Here is a 17205-nt window from a genome sequence, read left to right on the forward strand (position 1 = left end):
TGCAGCGCAGGCTGCGCGCATAGCCTTGGGCCTAGCCCTGGCTTGGGTGTGAAAGAGCCGACGGCTGCCACGCCCACCAGACTTACAGAAAGCGAAGAAGGGGTCTGGGGAATTCCTTCCCCAGCCTTGCTTCCCTTCAGACAGACGCCGCCGCAATCACCGCTTCCGGCGCCTGCTCCGGTGCCGCGCGCACCGCGGCGAACAGCCGGCGCTTCAGCCAGCCGCGGCGGCTGATCGGTACGCGGGCCAGCGCTTCGCCGAGTGCGGCATAGGCCTTGGCGTTCCAGCGTGCCTCATGGCCACGGCGGGCTGCGCCACCATCGAAGCCCTCGCGCGGTTGCCGGGCAGCGCGCAGGGTGGCGGTGGCTGCCGCGTCGACCGCGTTGTCGCGGATGGCGACGGCGTAGTCCCGTTCCGCTGCCGCGACCGTCAGCCGGCCGGCGCGCACGTCCCGAAGCACGGCGGCGGGGGCGCGCGTCGCCGGGTCCCCACGGCCGCCGCCACCGGGGGAGACGATGCGCACAACATCGCCGGGCGCGACTTCCAGGAGATCCGTGTTGCGGAGATCGTGTTCGCGCGCCGTACCGGGGTTAAGAGTAAAGGTGCTGGCGTCGCCGGGCTTGCCGCCGAGGATGCCCCAGGGCTGGAAGATGGAGCGGTCCCGGTTGCGGGCGGTGACGGTGGCATTGGGGGCGTCGGTGGTGAATTCCAGAACCGTGGCCAGGCCGCCGCGATGCGCGCCGGGGCCGCCGGTATCCGGCATCAGGCCGTAGCGCAGGATGCGCACCGGCGCCTCGGATTCCGTGATCTCGATCGGGCTGTTCTTCAGGTAGGCGGCATCGGCGCCGGAGCCATCGGTGCCATCCCGGTGCGGCATGCCGCCGCCGCCGCCGACAATGGGCGCCACGGCGGCGATGACGCGGCGGCCGGTACGCGGGTGCTCCGCCGCCAGGTTGATGATGGAGGAAGAGCCGGCGGGCGCCGCCGGCAGCCGCTCCGGCGCCGCCTGGGCGAAGACGCCGAATACCAGGCTGCGGAGGCGGGCGCAGGTCAGGCTGCGCATGCCCACGGCGGCAGGGTGCACCGGGTTCACCACGCTGCCCTCGGGCAGGATGCAGGTGAAGGGCCTCGTGGTGCCGAAGTTCAGCGTGATCTTGGGCGAAAGCGCCGAGAGCACGTAGTACACGCCGACCAGGATGAGCGAGTGGCGCGCATGCCCGCCCGTCGGCACGTTCATCGAGCACAGCGTCTGCGGGTCCGTGCCGGTGAAGTCCAGCTCGGCGGAATCGCCGTGTATGCGCAGCGCCACTTTCAGGCGCAGCGGGTCTCCGCCTACGCCGTCCTCATCGCAGTAATCGGCGAAATGGTAGGTGCCGTCGGGCAGGCTGGCGAGCACGGCGCGGGCCTGCGCCTCGCCATAGTCCAGCAGGTCGGCCAGGCCGTCCTTGAGCGTCTCCACGCCGAAGCGGCGCACCAGGTCCAGGATGCGGCGCTCCCCGGTATTCACGGCGGCGACCAGGGCCTTCAGGTCGCCCCAGTTCTGCTCCGGTACCCGCACGTTGATCATCATCGTGCGCAGCAGGGTCTCGTCCAGCTGCCCGGCGCGGTAGAGCTTGCTGGGCGGCACGCGCAGGCCCTCCTGGTGCACTTCCGTCAGGGTGCGGGAGAGGCTGGCAGGCACGGCGCCGCCGACATCGACATTGTGGATGTGCCCGCCCGCGAAGGCGATGATCTCGCCCCCATGGAACACCGGCTTCCACATGTTGGTGTCGGGCGAGTGGGTGGAGAGGTAGCCGGAATACGGGTCGCTGGTCATGGCGATGTCGCCGGGCTCGTAGCCGCCCGGCACCAGGCCGATGGCGGCCTCGTAATCCACGCCAGGGTACCAGGTTGCGCCGAGATCCAGCGGCACGGCGCAGGTCTTGCCGTGCGCGTCCAGCAACTGGATCGTGAAGTCCTCCGTCTCCTTGACGAAGGTGGAGTGCGCGGTGCGGTAGAGCGTGGTCGCCATGCTCTCGGCGGCGGCGCGGCAGTGGTTGCGCAGCACCTGCAGGGTCACGGGATCGGTGCGCATCAGGCGTGCTCCATCACAAGGTTGCCGAGTTCGTCGGTGGTGGCAGTCCAGCCGCCAGGGACCAGCACGGTGCAGTCGGATTGCGTGACGATGGCGGGGCCGGCGAAGCGGCCGCCGGGGCGCAGCGCGGTGCGGCGGTGCAGCCCGGCCTCGCGCCAGGCGCCATCCAGGCGCAGGCGGATGGCGGCTTCCGGCATGGCCTCGTGCGGCTCCAGCGTCTGGCGCGGCATGGGCAGTGGCGGCGCCGGGCGGCGGGCGGCGGCACGCAGGCTCACCACCTCCACCGGCGCGTCCGGATCGCTATGGCCGAAGCTCTCCTCATGCGCGGCATGGAACAGCGCGGCGAGGCCGGCGACGCCCTGGCCCAGCGCGGCGGCGGGCACCGGCACCGTCAGCTCGTAGGACTGGCCGCGATAGCGCAGGTCGGCGGCCAGGGTGGTGTCCACGCCGCCATCCCCACCCATCTCCCGCAGGACGGTGGCGGCTTCGTCGGCCAGTTCGCGGAAGATGCCGTCCAGGCGTGCCCAGGCCGCATCCTCCAAAGGCAGCAACACGGTGCGCATGGTGTCCCGCCGCAGGTCGGCGGCCAGGGCGCCAAGGGCGCAGAGCGTGCCCGGCACCGGCGGCACCAGCACGCGGCGGATGCCGGCGGTCTCGGCCAGCAGGGCGCCCAGCATCGGGCCGGCGCCGCCGAAGGGCATCAACGTCAACTCGCTGGCGCCGATGCCGGCCCGGGCGAGCAGCTTGTCGATCTCCACCAGCATGCCGCTGATGGCGACGCGCAGCACGCCTTCCGCCGCGGTGGCCGCATCGCTGCCCAATGCGGTGGCGATGGGGGCGATGGCGGCCTCGGAGAGCGCCTTGTCCGGCGCGATGGCGCCGAAGCCCAGCTCGCCCTGGCCCAGGATGCCGCAGAGCAGCGCCGCGTCGGTCACGGTGGGGTTCTGCCCGCCACGGCCGAAGCAGGCCGGGCCGGGTGTGGAGCCGGCACTTTCCGGTCCCACCTGCAACACTCCCAGCGCATCAATGCGCGCGATGGAGCCGCCGCCCTGGCCGGAGGAAACGACGGCGACGGTCGGGATGGCCAGCGGGAACTCGCCGATCGCGTGGCCGGTGCCGAAGGCGGGGCTGCCGTCGATCAGCAGCGCCACGTCGGCGCTGGTGCCACCGATGTCGAGCGTCAGCACCGCCGGCACGCCCGCCGCCCGCGCCACCACGCCGGCGCCGACAACGCCGGAAGCGGTGCCGGAAAGCAGCATGCCGACGCAATCCCGCCGCCCGCGCTGCGCCGTCATGGTCCCGCCGGCCGAGGTGGTCAGCAGCAGCGGGGCGGCGATGGCGGCGGCGGCGAGCTGCGCTTCCACCCGTTCCAGATACGCGTCGATGCGCGGGTGGACATAGGCATTCAGCACCGCCGTGGTGCTGCGCTCATATTCGCGGATGGCGGGCCAGACCTCGCTGCCGCGGAATACGAACAGTTCCGGCGCCAGCTCGGCGATCATCGCCGCCACCTGCTCTTCATGCGCCGGGTTGCGCCAGGCGTGCAGGAAGGAAACGACGATGCCGGCGCAGCCCGCCGCCTGCGCCGCCGCGACGGCCGCCGCCACGGATGCGCGGCCGGGGGGCGTGACGGTCGCGCCCTCCGCATCCATGCGTTCCTCGATGGGGAAGACGTGCTCGCGGGGCACCAGCGGCTCCGGCCGCTCGCAGAACAGGCTGTACGGGTCCGGCATCCGCAGCCGGGCCAGTTCCAGCACATCGGTGAAGCCGGCGGTGGTGAACAGCGCCAGCCCGGCGCCGCGGCGCTGGATGATGGTGTTCACGCCCACGGTGGTGCCGTACACGAAGCGCTCCACCTGCGCGGGCTGCAGCCCGGCCTCCACCAGCCGCGCCAGGCCGGCGCCGACATCCTGGCCGGGCGCGCCCGGGGTGGTCAGCACCTTCAGCGTCTGCATCCGGCCGGTCTCGGTATCCAGCGCCGCGAAATCCGCGAATGTGCCGCCGATATCAACGCCCACGCGCCATGCCATGCCCCATCCGTCCTTCTGCCTTGTCAGGCTGCATGATGTGGCCTGGGCATGGGCGAGACGAATTCTGCTTTGAGGCCGGTTGATAACCATTGGTTATCGCCGGGCAATCCATGCTGGGTTGGGCGTGGCGATGCACACTCCGCGCCTACCGTGCCTCGGCGCGGCGGATGATCTCCTGGAAGCGCTGGCGGACGCGGGCCGGCAGGGAGTCCGGGATGCTGGCGGCGGTGGGCGCGGCGTCGCCCACCTGCACCAGCATCACCATGCCCATGGCGTAGTGCGGGATGCACTGGATGCCGTAGAAGCCCGGTTCGGTGAAGGTGACCTCGATCTCCTCGTTGATGCGGCCTTTGAACGGGCGGGCGCCGTCCGGCAGCATCTCCGGCATCGTCGCCGCATTGTGGGTGACGTGGGTGGCGATGAATTTGATCGTGTCGCCCGGATTGAGGCGGATGTAGTCGGGCTCATAGACCATGCCGCCGGTGTCGTTGCGGTTGAGCATGCGCACTTCGTGGGTCTCGGCCGCGGCAGGCTGTGCCAGCAGCGCGAGGCCCATCGCCAGGGCAAAGGCAATTCGCATCGTATCCCTCATGACAGGGGATGGAAGCGGATGATGCGGCTGCCATCCGCCGGGTCGGTCAGGAAGGTGGCGCGGACGCCGAAGACATCGCGTAGCAGTGAGGGGGTGAGGATCTCCGCCGGCGTGCCGAGGGCGACGAGTTGCCCCTGGTGCAGCACGCCCAGGCGGTCGCACCCCATGGCCTGGTTCAGGTCGTGCAGGGCGATGACGGTGGTCACAAGCAGCCGGGCCACCAGTTGCAGGATGCCGAGCTGGTGGTGGATGTCGAGGTGATTGGTCGGCTCGTCCAGCAGCAGGATGCGCGGGCGCTGCGCCAGGGCGCGGGCGATGTGCACGCGCTGGCGCTCACCGCCCGAGAGGGTCAGCCAGTCCCGCTCGGCGAAGCCGGACATCTCCACCACCTCCAGCGCCGAGCGGACGATGGCATCGTCCTCCGCCCCCCAGGGGCGCAGGGCGGAGAGCCAGGGGGTGCGGCCCAGCTCCACCGCGTCCCGCACCGTGATGCGGTCCGCTGTCTCGGCCTGCTGTTCCACCAGCGCCATCGCCTGGGCGATCTCCCGCCGCCGCAGGCTGGCGAGGTCGCGTCCCTCCAGCCGCACGGCGCCGGCACTGGGGGTGAGCACGCCGGCCAGCAGCCGCATCAGCGTGGACTTGCCGGAGCCGTTGGGGCCGATCAGCCCCAGCGTTTCCCCTTGCCGCACGCGCAGGTCGACCGCGCGCAGGATGGACTGGCCACGGGTGGACCAGCCCAATTGCTGGCATTCCAGCATTGTGGTCTCCGTCATCGCGCCGGGCGCCGGCGGATGAGGATGACGGCGAAGACCGGCGCGCCCACCAGGGCGGTGACCACGCCGATCGGCAGCACCTGCCCTGGCACGGCGATGCGGGAGACGACATCGGCGGCGATGAGGAACAGCGCGCCCATCAGCGCCGAGGCCGGCACCAGCCGGCTGTGCCGCACACCGACCAGGAAGCGGGCCGCATGTGGCACCACCAGCCCGACGAAGCCGACCGAGCCGACGATGCTGACCATCACCGCCGTGGCCAGTGCCGCGGCGAGGATGAGCAGCGCCTGCAGCCGCCGCACCGGCACGCCGAGGGAGAGGGCGGAATCCACCCCGAAGGTGAAGGCATCGAGCGACCGTGCCTGCCAGAGGCAGACCAGCGTGACGGCCAGCGCGACCGGTACCGCCGCCGCCACGTTGTCCCACCGCGCGCCGCTGAGATTGCCCAGCAGCCAGAACATGATGCCGCGCGCCTGCTCCGCGCTGGCGGAGCGGGTGATGATGAAGGCGGTGAGCGCGTTGAACAGCTGCGAGCCGGCGATGCCCGCCAGCACGATCTGCCCCGCCGCGCGCGGCCCGGTGCCGCCGCCTGAGGCGCGCGACAGCAGCGCCACCAGCAGGAAGGCGGAGAGCGCGCCCGCCAGCGCGCCGGCCGACATGGACACCGCGCCCGCGCCCAGCCCCGCCACCGTGACCAGCACGGCGCCGGTGGAGGCCCCGGCGGAGATGCCGAGCAGGTAGGGCTCCGCCAGCGCGTTGCGCAGCAACGATTGCAGGATGACGCCGGCCACGGCCAGGGAGGCACCGCAACAGGCGGCGATGATGGCGCGCGTCAGCCGGTAGTTCCAAACGATGCCCTGGTCGATCCGGTCCAGCACGAAGCCGGCGCCGAAAAGCCGGTTGGCCAGCGTCATCAGCACCGTCTCCGGCGGAATCGCGGTCTCCCCGATGCAGATGCCAGCGAGGATCGCGGCGGCGAGCACCGCCCCGATCCAGCCGCCATGCAGCAATCCCTTGCCGCCCAGCCGGCCCAGCTGGCGCAGCGTGGCGGTGGTCACTGGCGCAGGTTGGCCATGGCGTCGGTCAGCGCTTCCAGCCCACCGAACAGGCGGATGGTGGCCTGCATGGCGTGCGCGTCCAGGATGACGATGCGGTTGTTGCGCACCGCATCCATCTCCCGCGTCACCGGGTCGGCGCGCAGGAAGGCCAGTTTCTTCTCGAAATCATCGGCCGGGAAGCGGCGCCGGTCCATCCGCGCGATGACAAGCACGGAGGGATTGGCGCGCGCGATGGTCTCCCACCCCACGGTCGGCCATTCCTCATCCGACTGCACCACGTTCCGCAGGCCGAGCGTGCGCATCATGTAGCCGGGGATGCCCTTCTGCCCCGCCATGTAGGGATCAAGGTCGAGGTCGGCGCTGGAGAACCAGAAGGCGGCGGAGGCATCCGCCAGGTTCAGCGCGCGGGCGCGGGCGATGGCCGCCGCTTCCCGCTGCCGCAACTCGGTCACCAGTTCGGTTCCCCGGTCCTGCCGGTCGAAGATCTGGGCGAGCTGGGTGATGCCGCGATAGATGCTGTCCGTCGCGAAGGGTGCGGTGCGCGTACCGTCGGCGCCCACCAGGTTGTTCTTTCCCTCGCAATCGGGCGGCATGACGTAGGTCGGCACGCCGAGGTCATGGAATTGCGGACGCGTGCCGACAACGCCCTGCGGGCCGACCATCCACTCGAACTGCGTGGACACCAGGCCGGGGCGCTTGTTGATGACGGATTCGAAGCTGGGGACATTGTTGTCCAGCCGCGGCACACGGTCGTTCTGCGCGCGGAACTCGGGCAGTACGTCGTTGAACCACAGGGAGGTGCCGGCCATGCGGTCCCCGGCGCCGAGGGCGTAGAGGATCTCCGTCACCGACTGGCCGATCGTCACGGCATTGCGCGGCGCGGCGGGGAAGCTGAGCGTCTGCCCGCAATTCTCCACCTGCAGCGGATAGGACGTCGGCTGGGCCGAGGCATCGGCGCCGCCCAGCCCGAGCCCGGCGGCGGCCACGGCCAGCCGCAGCATCGTGAGCCGGGCGCGGGGCGTTGAAGCCGCCTTTTTGCCCGGCGTAGGCGCTGGCATGGTCACACGGATAGAGCAGCATCGCCGCAGCCGGCGTTGCACCTTGAACATCGACATTCCTCCCCGGACACCCCGCCGGCTGGTTCGTTGCACATGCCGGCAGGTCTCCTGACTGGCGGGTCGCTGCCCTGTCCGGCCTTCCCAGGATCGCTCCCAGTGGCGTGTTCGGATGGGGCTCGCCGCCTACAGTTGCGGGGGCAGTTCCGGTTCATGGCGGAGGGCCATGACGGATTCCCTTTTGATTCCTCTCGGAAACCGGCAGGGATCGCCTAGCCCAAGGCAGGCCATGCAGCAAGGCCGGCCTTTCCGGCGGCTCCACAAGGCATGCCGCGGCTGTGCGGCCGGGCAGGGAGCCCGGCCTGGAGCCGCAACCACCCGGCACCGCTCGCGTTGCCATCGGGGAGACGCGCGACCGCTTCGCGCAGCCACATTGCGCGGCACCGACGCCGCTGCACCGGGAGAGCGCTTGGTCACCCACGGCCAGGCCCGATGGGACCAGGGGAGTAAGCGCCATGAATGTCATTCATCGCCAGGCGGCGGGCAGTGGCCTGGGCACGCTGGCAGACCGCTTTGCGACCTTGAGAGCCAGGACGGACGCGTTGACGGCAACGCTCTCGCCCGAGGACCAGGTTGTGCAGTCCATGCCGGATGCCAGCCCTGCCAAGTGGCACCGGGCGCATACCACGTGGTTCTACGAGACCTTCCTGCTGCTGCCCTACCTTTCGGGCTATCGCCGTGTGCGGGAAGACTATGCCTTCCTGTTCAACTCCTACTACGAGGCCGCCGGGCCGCGTTATGCCCGGCCCAAGCGCGGCCTGCTGACGCGCCCGTCCTGCGACGAGGTGGGCGAGTACCGCGCCGCCGTCGATGCCGCGATGGCCGAGCTGCTGCGCGACCCGCCGCCCGAGGTTGCATCGCTTCTCGAACTCGGCCTGCAGCATGAGGAGCAGCATCAGGAATTGCTGCTGACCGACATCCTGCACGCGCTGAGTGCCAATCCGCTGCGGCCTGCTTATGACGCGGCCTGGCAGAAACCCCCAGCGACTTCCGGCCCCACGCGGATGCTCGATGGGCCGGGCGGCGTGGTCGAGATTGGCCATGACGGAGACGGCTTCGCTTTCGACAACGAGGCACCACGGCACCCGACGTATCTCTCGCCCTACCGCATCGCCAACCGGCTGGTGACCAATGGCGAATGGCTGGCCTTCATGCAGGATGGCGGCTACCGCGAGCCGCTGCTGTGGATGAGCGAGGGCTGGGCCATGTGCCAGGCGGAGGGGTGGGACGCGCCGCTCTATTGGGCGCAGCAGGATGGGGGCTGGACGCAATACGGCCTCGGCGGCCTGCGAGAGGTGGAGCCGGAGCAGCCGGTGCTGCATGTATCCTGGTACGAGGCGGATGCGTTCGCCCGCTGGGCCGGCAGGCGCCTGCCGACCGAGCAGGAGTGGGAAGCGGCGGCCACCAGCGTGCCTGGCTTCGCCGATGCGGAGGGGCATGGCTGGCAATGGACTGGCAGCGCCTACCGCCCTTATCCCGGCTTCCGCCCATGGGCGGGCGCGGTTGGCGAATACAACGGCAAGTTCATGATCAACCAGATGGTGCTGCGCGGCGGCTCGCTCGCCACGCCGCCGGGGCATACGCGGCCCAGTTACCGTAACTTCTTCCCCGCCGGGGCGCGCTGGCAATTCAGCAGCGTGCGGCTGGCGGAGGACGTGGCATGAGCGGCGCCCTTTCCCGCGACCCAGCCGAGGCCCAGCGCGCGGCGCTGGTGGCCGATGCGTTGAGTGGCCTGTCCGCACCGCGCAAGACGCTGCCTTGCAAGTGGCTCTACGACGCGGAGGGCACGCGGTTGTTCGAGGCGATCACCAGCCTTCCGGAATACTACCCCACGCGCACCGAAGTGGCGATCCTGGAGGAGTGCGGGCCGGAGATTGCCCGGGCCGTCGGCCCCGGCGCGGCGGTGGTGGAGTTCGGCCCGGGCGACGGCGCGAAGGCGGTGCAGTTGCTGCGGCAGCTCGATGCCCCCGTGGTCTACCTGCCGGTGGATATCGCGCCGGAATGGCTGGCGGCGGCGGCATCGCGGGTCGAGGAAGCGCATCCGGGACTGAAGGTCCGGCCGGTGGTGGCGGACTTCACCCAGCCCTTCGACCTGGCCGGGCGGGCAGAAGGCAGCACCACGCATCTGGGCTTCTTCCCTGGCTCGACCATCGGCAATTTCGAGCCGGCGGAGGCCGTGTCCTTCCTGCGCCGTGCCCGTACCAGCCTGCGGCCTGGCGCACGCATGCTGCTGGGCGCCGACCTGGTGAAGGACATCGACGTCCTGCGCGCGGCCTATGACGACGCCGCCGGCGTGACGGCCGCCTTCAACCTGAACATTCTGACCCGGCTGAATCGTGAGGCAGGCGCGGATTTCATAGTGGATGGCTTCCATCACGAGGCCCGCTGGAACCCGGTGGCCAGCCGCATCGAAATGCATCTGGTGGCCCGGCAGGCGCAGACGGTCCGGATGGCCGGGCGCGTCTTCCGCTTTGCCGCCGACGAGAGCATCCACACCGAGAGCAGCCACAAATACCGTCCCGAACATCTGCGCGCCCTGGCAGAAGCCGCCGGCTGGCGGGCGACCACGCTGTGGACGGACCCGGCCAAGCTGTTTTCCGTCTGGCTGCTGGAGGGCTGACAGGCCGCCCGTCCCAAAAAGGAACCTTCCAGGAGGTGAGCGTGTCTGACGCCGAGACCTACGATCTGGTCGTGATCGGCACCGGCAGTGCCGCGACCAGCGTGGCGACACGGTGCCGCGCCGCCGGCTGGCGCGTCGCCATTGCCGAGTCCCGCGAATTCGGCGGTACCTGCGCATTGCGTGGCTGCGAGCCGAAGAAGACCTTGTGGACCGTGGCCGAGGCGGTAAACCGTGCGCGGCGGCTGGCGGGCAAAGGCCTGGCGGGCGGCGGGGACGTGGTAATCGACTGGCCGGCACTGATGGCGTTCAAACGCAGCTTCACCGACCCGGTGCCGCAGCATCGTGCCGAAAGCTACGCGGATGCCGGGATCGAGGCCATCTCCGGCACCGCGCACTTCATAGGCCGCAACAGCATCGAGGTCGCGGGGCGACGGTTGCAGGCGCGGCATATCCTCATCGCCACCGGTGCCAGGCCCTCGATGCCGCCCATCGAGGGCGCGGAGTTGCTGGCAACGAGCGACGATTTCCTGTCCCTGCCGCAATTGCCACAGCGGCTGGTGATGCTGGGTGGCGGCTACATCTCCTTCGAATGCGCCCACATCGCCGCGCGGGCCGGCGCGCAGGTGACGATCCTGCACAGAGACGAACAGCCGCTGCGGCATTTCGACCAGGACCTGGTGCGGCGCTTGGTGGAGCATTCGAGGCAGGCCGGCATTGCCATCGAGCTGAACTGCCGGGCCGCGGCGGTGGAACGCACCGCCAACGGCTTCGCGGTGAAGTCCGAGGATGGGCGGCGCTTCGAAGCGGATTTCGTTCTGCACGGCCTTGGCCGCAAGCCAAACCTGGAGGCGCTGGACCTGGATGCCGGCGGCGTCGCGGTGGAAAAAGGCCGGTTGCGGGTGGATCGGCATCTGCGCAGCATCTCCAACCCAGTCGTCTTCGCGGCCGGGGACGCGGCGGCACAGGGGCCGCAATTGACGCCGGTGGCGACCCACGACGCCGATATTGTGGCGCGCAACCTGCTGGAGGGTTGCCACCACGAGCCGGACTATACGGGCGTAACCAGCGTGGTCTTCGCCATCCCACCTCTGGCCTCCGTCGGGTTGACGGAGGAGGCGGCGCGGCGGGACGGAACTTCGTTCGAATTGCGCCAGGGCGACATGGCGGACTACCAATCGGTGCGCCGGACCGGCGAGACCGCGGCAGGCTTCAAGATCCTGTTGGAGCCCGGTAGCGGGTGCGTCCTGGGTGCCCACCTGTTGGGGCCGCAGGCCCAGGAGGTGATCAACCTCTTCGCCCTGGCGGTGCGTCTGCGGCTGACCGCGCAGCAACTCAACGCGCTGCTGTCGGCCTATCCGTCCGGAGCATCGAATATCAGCAGCATGCTGGGCTAAGACCGCCCCCCTACGTCTAGTCTCCCGCTGCGCGGTATGAAGGTGGCGCATCCTGCCGCCGGGCCTTCAGATCCTCGCGCAGCAGAGCGGTATTGGCCGCGAAAGCTGCGTGGCTGCCTTGGGCCGCCGCGATGAGGGCGAGATGCAGGCTGGAAGCAGCGTCGCCCGCCACGTACAGGCCTTCCACCCCGGTCCGGCCCGCCGCGTTAGCCTGCACAAGCCCGCCGGCAGTCAATGAACAGCCAAGCTGCTGCGCCAGGTTGGAACGTTGGCGGAAGCGCATGGCCAGCAGCAGCGCGGCACAGGTGATGACATGGCCATCGGCCAAGCGGAGCCCGCGCAGGCGCCCGCCTTCCAACATCAGCGTCTGCACCGGACTTTCCCGGACCCGGATGCCGACGCTGGAGAGCCGCTCGTGCTCCCGCGGTTCCAGCCGGTCGCCACCACTGCAGTACACCACATTGCCACTCCACCCTGAGGCTTCCAGCGCCAGGGCGACGCCTTGCGCGGGCGGGCCGTAGACGGCGAGGGGCTGGTCCTGCCGTTCGTAGCCATCGCAATAGGGGCAGTGCCACGCATCCAGGCCATAGATGGCGTCCAGCCCGGGAAGATCCGGAACCTCATCGGCTACCCCGGTCGCCAGCAGGAGCTTACGGCTGTGCAGGACACGTTGCCCAGATTGGTCCTGCACCGTGACAGCGAAGCCACCGGCCTGCTGCCGGGCCTCGACGGCCAGCCCGCTTCGCGTGACGACGGTCGGGTAGGCCTGGAGTTCCTCGTGCGCCGTGGCACGGAGCAGCGCCGGTGGGCAGCCATCCCGCGTCGGGAAGCCGTGCAGGTGATGCGCGCGTGCATTCCGGTACTCGCCCGAGTCCAGCAGCAGGACATGCCGGCGGGCGCGGCCAAGCAACAGGGCCGCCGCAAGGCCCGCCGGCCCGCCGCCGACGATGATGCAGTCCCAGCCTGTGTTCCGCGCTTCGTTCTTCGCCAGTGTTGCTGGTGGCATCGATACGATTCCGTTGAGTCCGTTGCTGTCATGGTGAGGTTTGCCTCCCGCTCAGCGTGTGGAGGCGCGCATGGCGCGGCAGGCCATTTTCAGGGTAAACAGGCTGATCCTGCGGCGGTTGCGAACGCATCATGCCCGCCAGGTGGGGACAGGATCGCCACGCCAATTGGCCCGAATAACCTTGAGCTGGACAGGACAGATGCCCTTGGCCGCAGGGCGGCCGGTGTCCCGCCCGGACCTCACATTGCCTCCAGGCCCGCAGGCTGTGCGGTTTCCTCGCCGGCCGAATGGACCTATGGATAGCACCTGACTGACTGAGCGAGTGCCCCATGTCCGATGACCAAGCCCCGGCGATCCTTTCCTCCGACGATGTCCGCAGCAAGGCCGAGCACCTGCCGCTGGACCGGCTGGACCAGGCGGTGCTCGACGTGACGGCGAAGATCAAGGACCTGCAGGCCACGATCGCGGAGCAGGCCCAGCGTCTTGCGGCAATGGAACAGCAGATGGCCGAGCTTGAGCGGCAGAGCGCCGTGACGGAGGCCAAGCTGGCGGTGGAGACGATGCACTCCGCCGGCCTGACGGCGCAGGCCTCCCATATGCTGACCCTCGCCATCGATGCCGAGATCCCCGCGCTGGCGCAGTTGCTGGAAGAGAATGCCGGGGACGGCGCGCCGAAAAGCCCGCTGGCGCAGATCTATGACGCGGCCTTCGACGCCAAAGCGGCCGAGCTCGGCATCGAGGACCCCGCGCGCTTCCGCGAAGCCTGAGGGCGCGCGCCTCTATAGCAGGTGTTCCATGCGGATCGGCAGTTCGCGCACCCGCCTGCCGGTGGCGTGCCAGACCGCATTGGCGATGGCGGCATTCATGCCGACGATGCCGACCTCGCCGATGCCCTTGATGCCGAGCGGGTTCACCTGGCTGTCCTCCTCCGGCACCATGATGACCTCGATGCTGCGAACATCGGAGTTCACCGGGATGAGGTACTCGGCGATGTTGTCGTTGACGTAACGGGCTTCGCGGGGGTCGATCTCCGTCGCCTCGTGCAACGCGGCGCCGATGCCCCAGATCATGCCGCCCATGTACTGGCTATGCGCCGTCAGCGGATTGACGATGGTGCCGGAGGCGAAGGCCCCGACGGCGCGTGGCACCCGCACCTCCCGCGTCCTCGCATGCACCCGGACCTCGACGAATTGCGCGCCGAAGGCATAGGTGATCGCGTCTTCACGCCCATGGCCGCGCGACATCGCCATCTGGCCCTGGTAGATCTTGCCCATGGCGTCGGGCGGTACGCCCTTCGGGAGGTTCTCGGCATAGACTTCCAGCACGCCGCTGGCGGCGCGGCCCAATGCCTTCTGGATCTCCTCGCTCTGCCCCGCCGGGCCGCGCAGCATGCCCGCCGATAGCACCAGCGAAGCAGGGTCCAGCCCAGCCATGGGGCCGTCATTGCTGAGCACCGCCGCCTCCGCCAGCCGGGCGCGGATGCCCTCGCATGCCTTTGCCACGGCATGGCTGATGCCGGCCGTGTGGCTGGAGCCGGCGGCCAGGCCGGCGGCCGGCAGGTCTGTATCCCCCATCTCGACCACCACCTGGCCAAGCTCCAGCCCCAGCCGGTCCGCGGCGGTGATGGCGACGACGGTGTAGGCGCCGGTGCCGATGTCGTGCGCGGCGATCTGCACCCGGGCGCGGCCCTCCGGCGAGAGCGTCACGCGGGCCGCGGCGGGGCCGATATTGGCCGGGTAGGCCGCCGTGGCGCAGCCCCAGCCGACCAGCCACTCCCCATCCCGCATCGTGCCGGGGCGCGCGTCGCGCCGCTGCCAGCCAAATCGCGCCGCACCCTCGTCGTAGCAGCGCATCAGGCAGCGTGAACTGTAGGGCTTGCCAGTGGCAGGGTCGGTCTGCGTGTCGTTGATCCGGCGCAGTTCGATCGGGTCCATGTTCAGCGCCGCTGCCAGTTCGTCCATCGCCGATTCCAGCGGGAACATGTAGGGCGTATCGGGCGGCGCGCGCATGAAGCCCGGCGTGTTGCGGTCGGCATGGACCAGGTTCACTTTGGTCAGGATGTTCGGGCAGGCATAGATGCGCGCCGTCGTCTCCGTACCCGACACGTTGTATTGTGAGGGGCGGGACGTCACTTCCCAACCTTCATGGCGGAATGAGGTCAGTTTCCCGTCCGGCGTGGCGCCGAGCTGGATGTGGTGCCGCGTCTCCGCCCGGTAGGTTGCAATGGTGAAGCCCTGGTCGCGCGTTGGCACCAGCTTCACGGGCCGGTTCAACCGCCGTGCCGCGATGGCGATCCAGGCCGTGCGGGCGGTGATGCCGCCCTTGGAGCCGAAGGCGCCGCCAACGAAGCGCGACACGACATGGATATCGCCCGGCTCCATCCGCAGTTGCTTGGCCAGGCTGCCACGCAAGCCGTAGACGAACTGGCTCGGCTCGTAGACCGTCAACTTGCCGTCGCGCCATTCGCAGGTGGTAGTAAACAGCTCGATCGCATTGTGGTGCTGCGTGGGCGTGCCGTAGCGTGCGTCGATCGTCACCTCCGCTGCGGCGAAGGCGGCTTCGGCATCGCCGACCTGGTAGTCCTTGTGCTCGCCGGCCTCGCGTACCTCCTCCTCCGCGCCCGGGCTATCGAAGCTGGCGGAGGCCTGCTGAACCTCATAGTCCACGCGCACTTTATGGGCGGCTTCACGCGCGGCCTCAAAGCTCTCAGCCACGACGATGCCAATGATCTGGCCGTCATGGCAGATCTGGTCAGATTCCAGCGTGGGCGTGGTGCTGCCACCGGACATTGGCTGCGGCTTCTCCGCCTCGCCCCCGACATTGTCGTGCGTCAGGATATCAAGCAGGCCGGGAACGGCCCGTGCCTCCTGCAAGTCGAAGCCCCGGATGCGCCCGCGTGCGATGGCACTGGTGACCAGAAAGGCCCAGGCCGGATTGGCCACCACCTCGTCCGACGGGTAACGGGCCCGGCCGGTCACCTTGGCGCGGCCGTCGATGCGGATGGCCGGCTGGCCAAACAGCTTGCCGTCAGGCATTGGGCTGGATCTCCATCGTCGCGGCCTGCAGCAAGGCACGCATCAGGGTGCGGCGGCCGAGCTCCGGTTTGAAGGCGTTCTCGCCATGGGTCACGGCATCGCGGAAGGCGGCTTCGGCCGCGGCGTGCGCCAGGGCTTCATCCAGGCGCTGGCCCTGCAATACGGCTTCCGCCGCATGCGACCGCCAGGGCTTCGTCGCGACGCCACCCAGACCGATGCGGGCCTGTTGGATTGTGCCATCCACAACCGCCAGCGCCACGGCGGCCGAAGCCTGCGCGAAGTCATAGGATTCGCGGTCCCGGATCTTGAGGTAGAGCGAACGGCGCGTCCACGGCCCGGCAGGGACGTGGAAGCCGAGGATGAGCTCGCCGGGGTGCAGGTTCGTCTCCTGGTGCGGCGTATCGCCAGGCAGGCGGTGCAATTCCTCAAAAAGGATGCGTCGCGTCGTACCCTCCGGCGATAGCAGCGTCACTTCGGCGCCCAGGGCCGCCAGGGCATTGGCGAAGTCGCCCGGATAGTGGGCGATGCAATGCGCGCTGGTGCCCAGCACGGCGAGGCGGCGGTTGACGCCATCCATCGCCGCGCAGCCGGTGCCCGGGTCGCGCTTGTTGCAGGCGTGCCAGCTTGGGTCGCGGAAGTAGTTGCAACGGGTCCGCTGCAACACGTTGCCGCCCAGCGTCGCCATGTTGCGCAGCTGCTGGCTGGCGGCGAGTTGCAGGGATTGGGCGATGACGGGGTAGTCACGCAGCACGTCCGGGTGCTCGGCCGCTTCCGCCATGCGGACCAGAGCGCCCAGATGCAGTCCATCCGCGTCGACGGAAATGCTCGCATGGTCCGCCCGCAGCGGGCCGATATCGACCAGTGCCACCGGCTTCGCCACACCAATCTTCATCAGGTCCAGCAGGTTGGTGCCGCCTGCGAGATACTGCGCTGATGCGCCGCGGTTGGCCGTCATACGCAGCGCGGCACTGCTGTCGCCAGCCTGTTCATAAGCGAAAGGGCGCATCTCAGCGCCCTTTCATCAACGGCTTGGCCTGTTGCACCGCCGCGACGATCTTCGGGTAGGCGGCGCAGCGGCATAGATTACCGCTCATGTACTCACGGATCTCATCCGCCGAGTTGGCGTGGCCTTCCTTCACGCAGGCGATCGCGGAGATGATCTGCCCCGGCGTGCAGTAGCCGCATTGATAGGCATCCTGTTCCAGGAAGGCCTGTTGCATCGGGTGCAGCGGGTCATGCTCGCCCGCCAGGCCCTCGATCGTGGTCACTTCGGCACCCTGTGCCGCCACGGCCAGGGTGAGGCAGGAGAGGACGCGCCGCCCATCCATCAACACCGTGCAGGCGCCGCATTGGCCGAGGTCGCAGCCCTTCTTGCTGCCGGTCAGGTCCAACCGCTCGCGCAGCGCATCCAGCAAAGTGGTGCGCACGTCCACGGCCAGGCGGTGCTGGCCGCCGTTCACTGTCAGCATGATGTCCGTAGCCATGCCATTGCCTCCGCAATTGGGTTA

General features: G+C 69.5%; 14 protein-coding genes and 1 riboswitch. Of the genes, 4 read left to right on the forward strand and 10 right to left on the reverse strand.

What is annotated here, in order from left to right; genetic code table 11:
• Positions 1-136: 136 nt before the first annotated feature.
• From IBL26_RS00915 to IBL26_RS00940, 6 genes are all read right to left on the reverse strand, one after another.
• Positions 137-2074 (reverse strand): hydantoinase B/oxoprolinase family protein, encoded by a 1938-nt coding sequence (locus IBL26_RS00915; RefSeq protein ID WP_187782550.1) that lies wholly within the window; start codon positions 2072-2074, stop codon positions 137-139.
• The gene (locus tag IBL26_RS00920) at positions 2074-4104 is read right to left on the reverse strand and encodes a hydantoinase/oxoprolinase family protein (RefSeq protein ID WP_187782551.1); all 2031 of its coding nucleotides are present in this window, start codon (positions 4102-4104) and stop codon (positions 2074-2076) included. Before IBL26_RS00920 ends, IBL26_RS00915 begins: the two co-directional genes overlap by 1 nt.
• Positions 4105-4249: 145 nt before the next feature.
• The gene (locus IBL26_RS00925; protein ID WP_187782552.1) at positions 4250-4684 is read right to left on the reverse strand and encodes a pseudoazurin; all 435 of its coding nucleotides are present in this window, start codon (positions 4682-4684) and stop codon (positions 4250-4252) included.
• Between the two features lie 8 nt (positions 4685-4692).
• Entirely contained in the window at positions 4693-5469 is a 777-nt protein-coding gene (locus IBL26_RS00930; RefSeq protein ID WP_187782553.1) for an ABC transporter ATP-binding protein, read from the reverse strand.
• On the reverse strand, positions 5466-6527 hold the full coding sequence (locus IBL26_RS00935) for a FecCD family ABC transporter permease (protein ID WP_408901891.1): 1062 nt from the start codon (positions 6525-6527) through the stop codon (positions 5466-5468). The genes IBL26_RS00930 and IBL26_RS00935 overlap by 4 nt, the downstream gene beginning before the upstream one ends.
• On the reverse strand, positions 6524-7528 hold the full coding sequence (locus tag IBL26_RS00940) for an ABC transporter substrate-binding protein (protein WP_206684109.1): 1005 nt from the start codon (positions 7526-7528) through the stop codon (positions 6524-6526). Before IBL26_RS00940 ends, IBL26_RS00935 begins: the two co-directional genes overlap by 4 nt.
• Before the next feature lie 138 nt (positions 7529-7666).
• Positions 7667-7860, reverse strand: a riboswitch (cobalamin riboswitch).
• A 237-nt stretch (positions 7861-8097) separates the two neighbouring features.
• Here IBL26_RS00940 and egtB point away from each other — a divergent pair.
• The 3 genes from egtB to IBL26_RS00955 are packed head-to-tail and all read left to right on the forward strand — an operon-like array spanning position 8098 to position 11656.
• Entirely contained in the window at positions 8098-9306 is a 1209-nt protein-coding gene (gene egtB, locus IBL26_RS00945) for an ergothioneine biosynthesis protein EgtB (RefSeq protein WP_187782555.1), read from the forward strand.
• A complete protein-coding gene (gene egtD, locus IBL26_RS00950; RefSeq protein ID WP_187782556.1) occupies positions 9303-10262 on the forward strand; it encodes an L-histidine N(alpha)-methyltransferase in 960 nt (319 codons plus the stop codon). The genes egtB and egtD overlap by 4 nt, the downstream gene beginning before the upstream one ends.
• Positions 10263-10303: 41 nt before the next feature.
• A complete protein-coding gene (locus tag IBL26_RS00955; protein ID WP_187782557.1) occupies positions 10304-11656 on the forward strand; it encodes a dihydrolipoyl dehydrogenase family protein in 1353 nt (450 codons plus the stop codon).
• A 16-nt stretch (positions 11657-11672) separates the two neighbouring features.
• On the opposite strand, the gene IBL26_RS00960 is transcribed toward IBL26_RS00955, so the two are convergent.
• Positions 11673-12662, reverse strand: coding sequence for an NAD(P)/FAD-dependent oxidoreductase (locus tag IBL26_RS00960; protein ID WP_187782558.1), 990 nt, complete (start codon positions 12660-12662; stop codon positions 11673-11675).
• Positions 12663-12991: 329 nt separating this feature from the next.
• On the opposite strand from IBL26_RS00960, the gene IBL26_RS00965 reads away from it, so the two are divergent.
• Entirely contained in the window at positions 12992-13429 is a 438-nt protein-coding gene (locus tag IBL26_RS00965) for a hypothetical protein (RefSeq protein ID WP_187782559.1), read from the forward strand.
• Positions 13430-13441: 12 nt separating this feature from the next.
• Here the strand turns inward: IBL26_RS00965 and IBL26_RS00970 are convergent, their stop codons facing one another.
• From IBL26_RS00970 to IBL26_RS00980, 3 genes are read right to left on the reverse strand one after another with little or no spacing between them, the layout of a single operon-like run.
• Entirely contained in the window at positions 13442-15697 is a 2256-nt protein-coding gene (locus tag IBL26_RS00970) for a xanthine dehydrogenase family protein molybdopterin-binding subunit (protein WP_187782560.1), read from the reverse strand.
• A complete protein-coding gene (locus IBL26_RS00975; RefSeq protein WP_187782561.1) occupies positions 15690-16703 on the reverse strand; it encodes an FAD binding domain-containing protein in 1014 nt (337 codons plus the stop codon). Before IBL26_RS00975 ends, IBL26_RS00970 begins: the two co-directional genes overlap by 8 nt.
• 1 nt (position 16704) lies before the next feature.
• Positions 16705-17181: a (2Fe-2S)-binding protein gene (locus IBL26_RS00980; RefSeq protein ID WP_187782562.1), complete on the reverse strand. Its 477-nt coding sequence runs from the start codon at positions 17179-17181 to the stop codon at positions 16705-16707.
• Between the last annotated feature and the right edge of the window lie 24 nt (positions 17182-17205).

Source organism: Teichococcus aerophilus (genome assembly GCF_014490485.1).
GTDB lineage: Bacteria > Pseudomonadota > Alphaproteobacteria > Acetobacterales > Acetobacteraceae > Pseudoroseomonas > Pseudoroseomonas aerophila.

Coding starts and splice junctions, on each gene's coding strand:
- IBL26_RS00915 (WP_187782550.1), bottom strand. CDS start 2,074: ATGCGCACCGATCCCGTGACCCTGCAGGTGCTGCGCAACCACTGCCGC.
- IBL26_RS00920 (WP_187782551.1), bottom strand. CDS start 4,104: ATGGCATGGCGCGTGGGCGTTGATATCGGCGGCACATTCGCGGATTTC.
- IBL26_RS00925 (WP_187782552.1), bottom strand. CDS start 4,684: ATGCGAATTGCCTTTGCCCTGGCGATGGGCCTCGCGCTGCTGGCACAG.
- IBL26_RS00930 (WP_187782553.1), bottom strand. CDS start 5,469: ATGACGGAGACCACAATGCTGGAATGCCAGCAATTGGGCTGGTCCACC.
- IBL26_RS00940 (WP_206684109.1), bottom strand. CDS start 7,528: ATGCTGCGGCTGGCCGTGGCCGCCGCCGGGCTCGGGCTGGGCGGCGCC.
- egtB (WP_187782555.1), top strand. CDS start 8,098: ATGAATGTCATTCATCGCCAGGCGGCGGGCAGTGGCCTGGGCACGCTG.
- egtD (WP_187782556.1), top strand. CDS start 9,303: ATGAGCGGCGCCCTTTCCCGCGACCCAGCCGAGGCCCAGCGCGCGGCG.
- IBL26_RS00960 (WP_187782558.1), bottom strand. CDS start 12,662: ATGCCACCAGCAACACTGGCGAAGAACGAAGCGCGGAACACAGGCTGG.
- IBL26_RS00965 (WP_187782559.1), top strand. CDS start 12,992: ATGTCCGATGACCAAGCCCCGGCGATCCTTTCCTCCGACGATGTCCGC.
- IBL26_RS00970 (WP_187782560.1), bottom strand. CDS start 15,697: ATGCCTGACGGCAAGCTGTTTGGCCAGCCGGCCATCCGCATCGACGGC.
- IBL26_RS00975 (WP_187782561.1), bottom strand. CDS start 16,703: ATGCGCCCTTTCGCTTATGAACAGGCTGGCGACAGCAGTGCCGCGCTG.
- IBL26_RS00980 (WP_187782562.1), bottom strand. CDS start 17,181: ATGGCTACGGACATCATGCTGACAGTGAACGGCGGCCAGCACCGCCTG.